Raw genomic sequence first — 11,334 nt, 5'->3', positions numbered from 1 at the left:
CACGTCTCGACGTTGGCCGGGCATGGACGCCTGGTCCAGCGTCTCTCCCCCAGTTTCCCGCGCAGTTCCCGCAACAACTGCGTAAGCACAAAAAACACCGTAGCAGCAAAATTATACTTGCGCTCGGCGCCGGCCTCCCTATAATTGGTGTCACCATGACACCGAATTAGGGGAGCGTCTGATGTCTGTCGCAACGCCGAGCACTCGTCCCGATCCGTCGCTCAAGGCCATGGCCGAACGGAAGGTCCCGGGCGTCAACAAGCACACAAACTTCTTCGTGGATCCACTCCTGATCCAGGTCCGCCCGGGTTACAACCGCCGCTTCATGCGGCCGGCATTGCGGGAGCACATCGATTCGCTGAAGGCCGTCATGCGGCGAGGGGGCCGGATCCCGGCGATCGACGTCACGGTCGAGGACGGGGTGATCTACGTCGAGGAAGGCCACTGCCGTCTGCACGCGGCCGTTGAGTTGATCAAGTTGGAAGGGCACCAGATCAAGCTGGAGGTCCGGCAGTTCAATGGCTCACCATACGAACGTCTTGCCTACATGGACACGAGCAGCAACGGCCTGCGTCTGATCCCGCTGGAGCAGGGGATCCTCTACTCGGACATGATGAGCTTGGAAGGCGCGTCGCATGCCGATGTCGCGGCGAGCGTGGGCCGGTCAGAGCAGCACGTGCGAACGATGGTGCAACTTGCAGCGTTTGGGCCCGAGGTTCAGCAGTTGCTCATCGACGACAAGGTAAGGGCACACGTCGTACTAAACGTGCTCGCTCGCTTCAAGGGCGATCTCGACAAGGCGACGAAGTTCCTGGTGGCATCTGTCAGGGCCGCGGAGGCGTCCGGCGATGGCCGCATTACCAACAAGTCGATCGCCGGACCGGCGTTACCGAAGCGGGTCATTGGGTCGGTCGTGTCATCGCTGGATCGCATCGCCGCAACCATTCCCGCGGAAACGCGAAGCCTCCTGATCAAGGACATCGGGAAGTACACGGAGGAGGGTACCGAGACCGCGATGGTCAGCCTTCCCGTGAACTGCGTTGCAAGCCTCCTGGACATGCTTGCGGCTGTAGACGAGCACAAGGCGCGTTTGGCGGATCGTGACGCCAGGAAGCAGCGGAAGGCTACTAAGGCGGCCGCGAACGCGGAGCCCCTCGGCACGCGTACGGACGTCGATCCCCGCCAGGGGAGCCTGCTGCCCGACGGTGACGGTGAAGTCGCTGCCGATTCGAGTCTCGCGGTGGAGGCGTGACTGCTGGAGCGTCGGCCGTGTTGGTCCGGCCCCGGCGTACCCGCCACGGATACGGCATCTCTTGCTGAGGTCGCCGGGCCGCAGTTCCGGCCGATTCGATCGCCCCTGGGGGGCAGCAAAGCACAAAGACGTAAATGATCGGAGATCGCAATGCGCATTGCCTGGCGCCAATCGAAGCTTGAGTCGAATCCCCTCGCCGACAAGGCCACAACGCAACTCGCGTGCGACGCGCATGCGATCGAGTGCGGGGAGATGTTGGGGGATACCGCTGTACCGGAGACCGACACGCCGTCGCACTCGGCAACTACTGCTCCACGGAGATGAACGGAATGACGGCCGACCTGTACCAGAACGAGATGGCGGCGGACTTGTTCCGCAATGCTCTCGGCATTGCCAATCGCAATGGCTATGCGACGCTTGACGAGGTTCTTGACGCAGCGATCCAATCCCGCTCGACGCCACAGCAAGGGCCCGATGTTGAACTGATGCTGCGCGAGACGGTTCCGGGGGGCAGTGTATGCGACCCGCAGAAGGTGTGCGATGCCATTCGGGAGTGGGTGGCGAAGAACGCGATGCCCGTCTCCTCGCTGGAGCAAACGGAACCCTGCAAAGCGCGGCGGCTCGTCGCTGCCGACGACATGTCCGACCTGGCCATGTTCAATGCTCAGTGCGAGGACAGCGATGCGGACGGCTACACGGTCTCGAAAGAATCCATGAGGCGGCTCGCCGAGCTTGGTCTGGTGCAATCCCTTGGCTTCGGCCGCTACGGTGTTACCTCGTTCGGCTCGTGGTTAATCGAGTCGCACATGGACCAGGCGCCATCGCTGCCATTGCGGACCGTCGCAGATCGCAATGCCGCCTCGGACGAAAAGAGCCCGGGAGGTGCAGCTTGATCCGCGACCAGTTCCTACTGGACATTGCGCCCGAACTTATCGTGGACAACTTCGCGGGCGGCGGCGGAGCTAGTTGCGGCATTGAGCTGGCCCTCGGCCGGCACGTTGACATTGCCATCAACCACGACCCCGAAGCCGTGGCGATGCACGCCATGAACCATCCGCAGACCGAGCACCACTGCGAGAGCGTGTGGGACGTGGACCCGATCAGGGTCACGCGCGGCCGGCCGGTGGGCCTGGGCTGGTTCAGCCCTGACTGCAAGCACTTCAGCAAGGCCAAGGGCGGCAAGCCACGCGACAAGAACATCCGGGCGCTGGCGTTTGTCTCGCTCCGCTGGGCACTCCTGACGGAAATGCGCGTCATGATCCTGGAGAACGTCGAGGAATTCGTCACGTGGGGCGCTTTGATGGAAGTAGCGCCCGGCCACTTCCACCCCGACCCTGCTCGGAAAGGGGAGACGTTCCTGGGCTTCGTCGCCATGCTCACGACGGGCATTGCGGCGGACCACCCAGCGTTCGCTGAGGCCTGCGAGGCGTTGGGCCTAGATCCTCAAGGCGCCCTGGCCCAGCGCCTACTTCATGGACTGGGATACAAGGCTGAATGGCGCGAGCTGCGTGCGTGCGACTACAGTGCGCCGACCATCCGCAAGCGCCTGTTCTTCATCGCGCGCCGCGACGGTAAGCCTATTGTCTGGCCGGAACCAACCCACGGGGCCCCCGGCAGCCCGGCGGTCAAGGCCGGCAAGCGCAAGCCCTGGCGGACGGCGGCCGAGTGCATTGACTGGTCCATCCCCTGCCCGTCGATCTTCGAACGCGCCCGCCCCCTGGCCGAGGCCACGCGGCGTCGGATCGCGCGCGGCCTGCGCCGCTACGTTATTGATTCGGCCGAGCCGTTCGCCGTCCGATTGCCTGAAAGCATCGCGGCGCCCTTCACCACGGAATGCGCCAACGCCTCAATGCAGCGCACGTTCCACGCCAATGAGCCTCTGCGCACCCAATGCGCCGAGGTCAAGGGCGGTCACTTCGCCCTGGCTGCAGCCACCTTGGTGCAGACCGGCTACGGCGAGCGCGCCGGCCAGGCGCCCCGCGCGCCCGGGCTCGACAAGCCGCTCGGCACGGTCGTGGCCGGTGGCGCCAAGCACGCGCTCGTGTCCGCCTTCCTGGCCAAGCACTACGGCGGCAACTACACAGGCCCCGGCGTGCCGCTGTACGCCCCGGTCGACACCATCACGACCACCGACCACCATGCCCTGGTGGCGGCCCAGCTGGTCGGCTGCGGCGGCCGGGCCGGGCAAAGCCGGCCGCGTGACGCGGGCGAGCCGATGCAGACCATCATGGCGAAGGGTGACACGTGCCTGGTCACGTCGAACCTCATGGTGAACACGACCGGCCATTCAGGCGGCGCCGCGACGGCGCCTGTGCCCACGCTGACGACCGGCAATCATGTGGCGGAGGTCCGCGCCTTCCTGGTGAAGTACTACAGCGAAGGCGGCCAGCACCAGGACTGCCGCGATCCGATGCACACCATCCCCACCAAGGACCGCATCGGCCTGGTGACGGTGGCCGGCGAGGAATACCAGATCGCCGACATCGGCATGCGCATGCTGGAGCCGCACGAGCTGTACGCGGCCCAGGGCTTCCCGGCCAGCTATGTCATCGCGCCCGTGATCGACGGTCGCCGGCTGCCGAAGCATGCCCAGGTGCGCATGTGCGGGAACAGCGTCAGCCCGCCGATGGCGGCCGCGCTGGTGCGCGCGAATGTGCCCGAGCTGGCCAGCTGGTCGGCACGTGAGGCGAAGGAACGGAGGATGGCGGCATGATCTCCTGAGTCGCTCGCTTTACGCAATCCGCCAGGCGCGCCGATGAGCTCCTAGATTTGGCCGCCTGCCGACATCCTTTCCGTTGGGCAACCCTTTGAGGCATCATGACCAAGTACGAAAAGCTCGACGTCCTGATCCTGAGAATGATCGGCGACCGGCCGCAATCCTTCTCAGAAATCTGGTCGCACGAGATTGCAGACGAGTGTACGCGCATCGCCGAGGATGACACCAAGGCACGACGCCTGTCGGCTTGGCGCGCCGTCGATGCAGATCGCGTCCTCGACCGCCGGCTGCAGGCTCTGCGCAAGGCCGGGAAGATCCGCCATACCGGTATGGGCTGGGTACGCGAAAGGAGCCAAGCATGACCCTCGACATCGAGAAGATGCTGCACGAGACCATCCCTGGTGGCAGCGTATGTGACCCGCAGAAGGTGTGCGATGCGATTCGGGAGTGGGCGAAGGCGAACAGCGCGCCGACGCAGCAGAGCGAGCCGAGCGCCTCCGAATGCAAGACGGTCTTCGGCCAGGAATGCCAATACGCCAAAGACCTCGGCACGGGGCGCGTGCATTGCATTCACTGCGATCACGGCAAGCCGAGCGCATCGCCTGCCGCGCTGACGGATGCACTTCACTATCTGCGCATGGGCATGGAGAACCTGGCGCTGGGCAATGGCGTGCATATGGTTGACTTTCGGAATGCCGAGCGCATCCTGCGCGCCTCCCATTGCAGCGAGGCGCGCGATGCGAGGCAGGAAAGGACGCGGAAGCCTGCGCTTGATCCCGAGACGCACCGCCTGATCAGTGTGATCGCCGGCAAGATCGAAGACGGAACCTTGTTCAAGGCAGGCATCTACAGTCGTGCCGAACTGGCAAGTATCGTCCGTCACGCTCTATCCGTTCTCTCCACCGACAGCGCAGCGGAGCGCGATGTCCTGGCCGAGCGCCCCCGGCAGGTCGAGGCCGAGGGCTGGACACCGGAGCATGAAGACGAGCACTCCAGGGGCGAGTTGGCTATGGCGGCTTCGTGCTACGCCATCGCAGGCCCGCGCGACTCGGCTCCTGCGTTGTGGCCATGGGCAATCGAGTGGTGGAAGCCAGGCTTGCCGCGCCGCAATCTGGAGAAGGCTGGCGCCCTGATCCTGGCCGAGATCGAACGCCGCGATCGCGCCGCCATGGCCGCCCAGATCGAGGGTGGGGTGTGATGCAACGCGCCCTGCCGTTTGGTGATGCCGCCGATGCCGAGGCCTACTGGCGCGACAAGGAGTGGAAAAAGTGGACGGTGGATGTGACCGCGGGCCCGGAAAAACGTCCGACCTATCATGCGACGTTCTACGCCCGCGCCAGGACCGCCGAACGAGCAATTGTATGTGTCCAGGCCAACATGGTAAGCCGGCCGCCACGTGGCGCGCGCTTCAGCGCCCGCCTTGCTGGTCCGCGCGAGCTCGGCTGCGTGCCAACCGGCCGGCGCGAGGGAGGTGCGGCGTGATGCACCAATCCGACCTGCTTCTCGTCCCGCCCGCGCCGCAGCTCGATGAGACCCGATTCGAGTCGTTCCCCTACCCGGGACTCACGCCGCGAGAGTCAGGGCAATCCGCGCTGGCGCAGAGCCCTGAGTTCAAGGCCGCCATCGCAGCCGTCATCCAGTCGGGGCCGGCCGGGATTGTGGAGAGCCAAGTGCGCGCCGCGATTCCGAAAGACTGGGAGGCCGCGCTGGGCCGGTTCTGCCACGCCCACCTTTGCCAGCGGGAGGCTGATGCATACGGGATCGACGTCAAGTATGTGAGCCACGGCGGTAGCGGGGGACACCACTGGGAGTACCGCGTGAGGGGGGGGCGACTATGACGGTCTATGTCGACGACATGCGCGCGTCCTATCGCGGAATGGTCATGTGCCACATGATTGCCGATACCGACGAAGAGCTGCACGCGATGGCCGCCAGGATCGGCGTGGCGCGCCGCTGGTTCCAGAAGCCCGGCACCGAACGCCGCCACTACGACATCTGCCTGAGCAAGCGTACGGCCGCTGTGGCAGCCGGCGCAGTGGAAATCACCTGGCGGCAGACCGGCGCGATGGTGGCGCATCGCCGCGCGCATGGCAAGCTGGGCACGCCGCTCGAGGCCGAGGCATGGCATCGCGGGCATCTTGCCTACAAGCGCGGCATGGCAGAAGGAAGTGCGGCATGATCGGCACCAGCTACTCCGTCATGGCGGGCTGGCTCAGCTCGAAGTCGATGGGTTGCACCGTGGTGACGGGGAGTCTGAACGGTAACGCCGATCCGTCGGCCGGTCTGCACCGCATGCGCGCAATCGCTTCGACAGCTGCCCGATCAAGCCTCGCATCGCTCGACGATTGCTCAATTGCTGCGTATTCGACGTCGCCAGACTCGCCCACCTTCAATCTGACCATGGCGCGGCCCGCGGCGCGGTCGGCTATCGCCTCCTTCGGGTACACGGGCTTCGCGAGCGTGCATTCCAGCTCGTCGCCGACGGGTGGTGCTTGGCGTTCCGTGGCGCAAGCGGTCCCAGTGACCGCCATGGCGATTGCCGCCCATCGCCAACTGCCCTTCATGTCTGTCGCCCCTTCTTCTTATGGAACGGCGGAGGCTAGCGCAGCTCGGCATCAGGAAGGAACAGGATGACGACAGGCCGCAGATCCGTGGCACTGGCCGTCATCGACGCCTTGCTAGATGGCCGTTCTGTCTGCGCCGAGGTGTTTGCGAGAGAAATCAAAGCGGCGGGGGCGAACGTGCGCGCAGTACTGCGCTATGTCCAGCCGCACGTGAACGCCGAGCGACGCCCAGACGAGCCTGGCCGCAACCGAACCTACTACACAGCCGCGGACGAGGACGCGCTTAGCCTGTTACGCGAGGATTTCGCCAAGAACGGCTGGAACCCACGAACACGGCTTCCCCGCGTATCACGTCCGGCCTTCACCGCTCTGCTCGCCGCCTGGGGAATCGCCCCGGCACAAATCGCGTTGCCGACCATCGTGCATCGCTTGGCGGTGCCTGAGGACGAAATGGAGGAAGCATGACCGCCCATGCTGAGCTGAAGCTGTACCCTTCTTGCCCCTGCACGCTGGATGCCCTGTGGAACCGCCTTGACCCGAAGGCCAGATGCCGCACAGTGGGCTGCAAGGGCAGCCAGCTGCCGATCGTGCTGAAGCCCGTGCGAGCGATCGCTGTGAGGGGGGACAGGGCAAGAAGCTTGCGGAGGAACTCGATCGAGGGGCCCACAGAAGGGGGAGGGCGGTGAGATGCGCCCTTTACCCGAACCGCGTCACGTCATCCGCCAGTCGTGCCATCGCGCGCGCTATGCGACCGGCCTCAACGCCCAGGCCACCGGCTCGGTGCCGCATCGCCAGCTCGGTGCAGTCGAGTCGGGCGCGTGCAACCGCACGGGCCACGCCGGCCGGCGGCAGTACCTCGGCCATAGCCCGCACCATCAGTTGCAGCGCGGCGATCTCAGCGCGCAGGTCGTCTTCGGTTGTACCCATGCCGGCCAGTCTACCGGCGCGGCCGGAGCCGGCAATCGGACGACTCTCATTTCTTCGCAGAATAATCGTGTCATGAAGCGCCTCGTCACCCAGACCTTCGTCGGGAAGGCCGGCGCCATCCTGTCGGACTGCTAGCAATACCGCTACCGCCTCTGGCGCGAATGGGACAGCGACCGGCCTGCGCTGGGCTTCATCATGCTCAACGCGTCGATGGCCGACCTCAAGGTCGACGACCCGACCATCACTCGCTGCGTGCAGCGCGCGATCGCCGGAAAGTATGGGGGGGCTGGAGGTGGTCAATCTGTTTCCCCTGCGATCGACTAATCCAGTGGGACTGCTGAAGCATCCGGCTCCGCTGGGGGATCCCTATTGGGCAGGCTTTTCCATATTGGATGCGCTGGAGCGGTCCGCAATGGTCATCTGTGCGTTGGGTGCCCACAAGGCGGCACCGGTACGCGCCTCCGAGGTACTGCGGATGATCCGGATGCGTGGGGGGCTAGGGCTTCTTCACCATCTTGGGCTGAACCGTGACGGTAGTCCAAAGCACCCCCTGTACATCCCCGCTGCGACCGTGCCACAGCCGTTCCTGGGGCGGGCGCAGTTTCGGCCGTAGCTGCCTGTGGACCTTTTGACGACATAGCAACAGGTGCGCATCAAGTACGCCGCTGTGGCCTTTGCCGGGTCAACAACTCGTCGTGGCAAGCAGCTTGCGCCGACGCCCGCAACCTTGACGACGAACGCGGTAGGAGGCGGTATAAACAACACTTAATTGAGAGTTAAGTAAAACTATAGAGGCTTCGACGCCGCTTCATTTAGACTCCGCTTCACACAATATATGCCGCATCAAGTGGCAATCGCAGGGAAGGGGTTACAAAAATGAAGCTCTCAGGAAACTTGGGGGACGTTTGCGCTTTGCGTTTGCAACGTAACGAGTCCTCTATTCGCATGGGTCCCGCGGTCGAACGTGGATCCAAGTGGGCCACTCGGGGTTCGTCGTCTCAGATGTCCTCGTACGTCAAATCTAGGAAGCCGCTCTCACCATTGATCGTGGCCGCACTTCGTTTCATGGCCGGCGTCTGAGTGGCCTGGATGGCGGTCGCATCTGCTCGCGTTGCTCTGATCCGCGCCGATTTTGCCTCGATTCAATTGCAGAGAATAATTTTGATAGACTCATCTTCGGTTTCTTGTCGAGGTTCCGGGGTTATATTTCAGGGAAGTGGGGTAAATTACTAATGCATAATATAATAATATGCTGTGCGCTTATTTTTGGGGCACTTTTTTCGAGTTCGACTTCGGCGGACACGATCCAGAGTTGGTACTATTTTTTTCAGGCTGATAATAATAATCCAAATCGACCTATTAGGCTTACGCCAGAAGATCTCTGCACATCTGAGATAATCTCCCCTCGTTATCAGGCGCCATATTATGTAGTCAGTATAGAATATATTGCTCCGAGTCATTGTTCCGTGAAATGGAACATGCTGCCGCCTTATCACATGGCGACGGATAGAATCTCAAACTACGCAATTTGGGCTGACGCGACGAATATTACCGATACCCGGGCCGGCTTGACTGGTGATTTCGGGATCCGAGATCTAAGTTGCCCCGTCGGTAACCCGATCATGCCTGGGTCTGGCGTGAAGACTCTCGTGGAGTTTGACTACGCCGCAACTGATGGCCCCTTGAGTTCCCTCGGCCGCCGGTATCGATCCGGCTACCTGATCGCCCCGCAGGATGGATTCGGAAAGCTCTGGATGCATCAGTACCAACGACGGCTTGATCTACAGTTGCGGCAGAGCGGGTACCCGATGATCTCTGCGCTCAGACAGAATGGAGAAATTGTTCGGTTTACCGCGGTCTCGGGTACGTGGTTGGCGATGGATGGTCAGCCAGACAGCATTGTTCCCATTCTCGATGCGAGCCGCGCCATCCAAGGCTGGCAGTACAAAGACAATAAGAATGATCTGATCGAGAACTACGACAGCACGGGCAAGCTTATCTCCGTCCAGGAGCGCAATGGCGGGACCACTACCTTGGTCTACAGCGACAACTCAACGCCGCGGGCCATTGCGCCTCGCGCCAACTTGCTGATACGGGTCACTAGCAGCTTTGGTCGATCGATCCAGTTCACCTATGATGCGAATGCTCGCATCGCGTCCATGGTGAGTCCTGATCAGAAGGTCAGCCAGTATGCTTACAACGCCAACGGCATGCTGGCATCGGTAACGTGGCCGGACGGAAAGAGCCGCACCTACCACTATGAGGATTCGCGCTTCGCCTGGGCCCTGACAGGCATTACGGATGAAGCCGGCGTACGCTTTGCTTCGTACTCATACGACGATCAAGGACGCGCCACCGGTACGGAGCATGCCAGTGGCGCGGATAAGGTTCAGCTACAGTTCCTCGGTCAAAGGCAAACCGTTGTAACCTCTGCAGACGGATCCAGTCGGAGCCTCGCATTTGAGTTGGTTAACAATGTGCTGCGACCGACAACCGCTTCAGCATCCTGTCCGGAGTGCGGCAGTATCGCTCAGCGCACCACCTACGATGCGAGCGGCAACGTGTCGAGTCGCGTCGACTTCAACAACCGCGAGACGCGGTACACCTACGACTCCTCGGGCCGTGAGACCCAACGCATTGAGGGCTACGGCGCGAGCGACGCCCAGACCACGACCACGCAGTGGCACCCCACGTGGCGGTTGCCGATCAAGGTCGCGGCGCCTGGCCGTGTGGACTACTTCTCCTACGACGACAAGGGCCAGCTCATCGGCTACGCCTGGTTCCCGACGAGCGACGCGAATGGCAGCCAGGGCGTGAATGCTCAGCCGGCTGGTGCGGTGACGTCGTCGGGCTGGACCTACGATGCCAGTGGTCGAGTCACGGCGGCAGTGGAGATGTCTGGCGATACGGTGACCGGGCAGTGGTACTTCACCTACGATGCCAACGGCAACCTACAGACGCTGACCGACCGTGATGGCAAGGTTGGTCAGGCGATCCAGTATGACGCGGCGGGGCGCCTGCTTGACGCCATCAACACGGACGGTGAGCGGCTGCGCTATCAGTACAATGCGCGTGGCTCGCTCACGGCCTATGAAGTCAATGGCGTTGTCAGCAGCTATGAGTACGATGCCAACGGCTTTCTGACCGCAGTGCGGGGCCCGGGAAGCTACTACGAAGGCTACGAGTATGACGCCGCGCATCGCCTCGTCGCGCGTCTGGCGTCGGCTGCGCCTTCGCAGGCCAGTGATTTGTCGAGCCCCTTCGGCGCGCTGTCTGGCAATCGGCCAGCGCAAGCCGATAGTGGTGTCGTCCAGAGCGCGTTGTCGAATCTGTGGACGTGGCTCAAAGGCTGGGTGGCATCCTGGATCCCGTCTGCGAATGCCCAGGCGGGCTTGTTGCGTATCCCGGTGCCAAGTTGGCCGTCGAAGAGTCAGGCGCCGACGAACGCGCCGAGCTCGCCGGCCGAGGAGCTGCAGGACGGGGCAGGACTGCGACAGAATCCGAGTGCGCTGCTGCAGCAGTTTGATCGCAGCCTGCGAGAGTTGGCCAATCGCCTTACGGAACCCATGGCCTGCGATGAAGACCCGCGTTGTACCCGCGCGCGGTCCGAAGCGCAGAGCGCGTACCATGAACTCACGACGAAGCGGCTGCCCCAATACCTGAGCGGCGGAACTGGCGGATCCGACGAGAAACATCGAAATGCCATTCTGCAGAAGCAGACCCGCCTGAAGGATGCCATTCGCCGGGTCAAGCTCTACTGTATCGCTTGGCCGCTGGAGCTCCCTGAGTGGGAGCGCGTCGCCAACATGGACGTTCCTATCCTCTACTAAGGCAACCGATTATGCGGCCCCCCATTACATTGCCTCCCGCACTGG

The 11,334-nt window shown here is 63.1% G+C and carries 14 protein-coding genes; all 14 read left to right on the top strand.

The genetic code is table 11. From position 1 onward, the window contains the following. Positions 1-181 precede the first annotated feature (181 nt). Positions 182-1,252 carry a hypothetical protein gene (locus BKK80_RS34625; RefSeq protein WP_157903450.1) on the top strand — a complete coding sequence of 357 codons (1,071 nt, stop codon included), beginning with the start codon at positions 182-184 and terminating at the stop codon, positions 1,250-1,252. 329 nt (positions 1,253-1,581) lie between these two features. Further along, positions 1,582-2,145, top strand: coding sequence for a hypothetical protein (locus tag BKK80_RS37700; RefSeq protein ID WP_071073633.1), 564 nt, complete (start codon positions 1,582-1,584; stop codon positions 2,143-2,145). After that, the gene (locus tag BKK80_RS34615) at positions 2,142-3,965 is read left to right on the top strand and encodes a DNA cytosine methyltransferase (protein WP_071073631.1); all 1,824 of its coding nucleotides are present in this window, start codon (positions 2,142-2,144) and stop codon (positions 3,963-3,965) included. The genes BKK80_RS37700 and BKK80_RS34615 overlap by 4 nt, the downstream gene beginning before the upstream one ends. 104 nt (positions 3,966-4,069) lie before the next feature. After that, a complete protein-coding gene (locus BKK80_RS34610) occupies positions 4,070-4,330 on the top strand; it encodes a hypothetical protein (RefSeq protein ID WP_071073629.1) in 261 nt (86 codons plus the stop codon). Continuing rightward, positions 4,327-5,166: a hypothetical protein gene (locus tag BKK80_RS37695; protein WP_071073627.1), complete on the top strand. Its 840-nt coding sequence runs from the start codon at positions 4,327-4,329 to the stop codon at positions 5,164-5,166. The genes BKK80_RS34610 and BKK80_RS37695 overlap by 4 nt, the downstream gene beginning before the upstream one ends. Next, positions 5,166-5,450 carry a hypothetical protein gene (locus tag BKK80_RS36905; protein ID WP_157903448.1) on the top strand — a complete coding sequence of 95 codons (285 nt, stop codon included), beginning with the start codon at positions 5,166-5,168 and terminating at the stop codon, positions 5,448-5,450. Before BKK80_RS37695 ends, BKK80_RS36905 begins: the two co-directional genes overlap by 1 nt. Continuing rightward, positions 5,450-5,806: a hypothetical protein gene (locus tag BKK80_RS34600; protein WP_071073625.1), complete on the top strand. Its 357-nt coding sequence runs from the start codon at positions 5,450-5,452 to the stop codon at positions 5,804-5,806. Before BKK80_RS36905 ends, BKK80_RS34600 begins: the two co-directional genes overlap by 1 nt. Continuing rightward, positions 5,803-6,147 (top strand): DUF4031 domain-containing protein, encoded by a 345-nt coding sequence (locus BKK80_RS34595; protein WP_071073623.1) that lies wholly within the window; start codon positions 5,803-5,805, stop codon positions 6,145-6,147. Before BKK80_RS34600 ends, BKK80_RS34595 begins: the two co-directional genes overlap by 4 nt. Beyond that, positions 6,144-6,602: a hypothetical protein gene (locus tag BKK80_RS38140; RefSeq protein ID WP_236904069.1), complete on the top strand. Its 459-nt coding sequence runs from the start codon at positions 6,144-6,146 to the stop codon at positions 6,600-6,602. Before BKK80_RS34595 ends, BKK80_RS38140 begins: the two co-directional genes overlap by 4 nt. A gap of 17 nt (positions 6,603-6,619) precedes the next feature. Then, positions 6,620-6,997: a hypothetical protein gene (locus tag BKK80_RS34585; protein ID WP_157903447.1), complete on the top strand. Its 378-nt coding sequence runs from the start codon at positions 6,620-6,622 to the stop codon at positions 6,995-6,997. Between the two features lie 222 nt (positions 6,998-7,219). Further along, positions 7,220-7,594, top strand: coding sequence for a hypothetical protein (locus BKK80_RS37685; protein ID WP_236904067.1), 375 nt, complete (start codon positions 7,220-7,222; stop codon positions 7,592-7,594). A 60-nt stretch (positions 7,595-7,654) separates the two neighbouring features. Beyond that, positions 7,655-7,783, top strand: a complete 129-nt coding sequence (locus BKK80_RS37680; RefSeq protein WP_236904065.1) for a DUF1643 domain-containing protein — start codon at positions 7,655-7,657, stop codon at positions 7,781-7,783. Beyond that, complete coding sequence (locus tag BKK80_RS37675) at positions 7,737-8,072, top strand: DUF1643 domain-containing protein (protein WP_236904063.1); 336 nt, start codon at positions 7,737-7,739, stop codon at positions 8,070-8,072. Before BKK80_RS37680 ends, BKK80_RS37675 begins: the two co-directional genes overlap by 47 nt. A gap of 1,036 nt (positions 8,073-9,108) precedes the next feature. Further along, positions 9,109-11,289: an RHS repeat protein gene (locus BKK80_RS34575; RefSeq protein ID WP_162287363.1), complete on the top strand. Its 2,181-nt coding sequence runs from the start codon at positions 9,109-9,111 to the stop codon at positions 11,287-11,289. The last annotated feature ends 45 nt before the right edge of the window (positions 11,290-11,334 follow it).

The organism is Cupriavidus malaysiensis (genome assembly GCF_001854325.1).
GTDB lineage: Bacteria > Pseudomonadota > Gammaproteobacteria > Burkholderiales > Burkholderiaceae > Cupriavidus > Cupriavidus malaysiensis.
The sequence above is the reverse complement of the archived record's forward strand: the minus strand, read 5'-3'. Positions and strand labels throughout refer to the sequence as shown.

Excerpts from the sequence above, each read along its gene's own strand:
- BKK80_RS37685 (WP_236904067.1), top strand. The coding sequence starts at position 7,220 with ATGCGCCCTTTACCCGAACCGCGTCACGTCATCCGCCAGTCGTGCCAT.
- BKK80_RS37695 (WP_071073627.1), top strand. The coding sequence starts at position 4,327 with ATGACCCTCGACATCGAGAAGATGCTGCACGAGACCATCCCTGGTGGC.
- BKK80_RS34625 (WP_157903450.1), top strand. The coding sequence starts at position 182 with ATGTCTGTCGCAACGCCGAGCACTCGTCCCGATCCGTCGCTCAAGGCC.
- BKK80_RS34600 (WP_071073625.1), top strand. The coding sequence starts at position 5,450 with ATGCACCAATCCGACCTGCTTCTCGTCCCGCCCGCGCCGCAGCTCGAT.
- BKK80_RS38140 (WP_236904069.1), top strand. The coding sequence starts at position 6,144 with ATGATCGGCACCAGCTACTCCGTCATGGCGGGCTGGCTCAGCTCGAAG.
- BKK80_RS34610 (WP_071073629.1), top strand. The coding sequence starts at position 4,070 with ATGACCAAGTACGAAAAGCTCGACGTCCTGATCCTGAGAATGATCGGC.
- BKK80_RS37675 (WP_236904063.1), top strand. The coding sequence starts at position 7,737 with ATGGGGGGGCTGGAGGTGGTCAATCTGTTTCCCCTGCGATCGACTAAT.
- BKK80_RS34595 (WP_071073623.1), top strand. The coding sequence starts at position 5,803 with ATGACGGTCTATGTCGACGACATGCGCGCGTCCTATCGCGGAATGGTC.
- BKK80_RS37700 (WP_071073633.1), top strand. The coding sequence starts at position 1,582 with ATGACGGCCGACCTGTACCAGAACGAGATGGCGGCGGACTTGTTCCGC.
- BKK80_RS36905 (WP_157903448.1), top strand. The coding sequence starts at position 5,166 with ATGCAACGCGCCCTGCCGTTTGGTGATGCCGCCGATGCCGAGGCCTAC.
- BKK80_RS37680 (WP_236904065.1), top strand. The coding sequence starts at position 7,655 with ATGCTCAACGCGTCGATGGCCGACCTCAAGGTCGACGACCCGACCATC.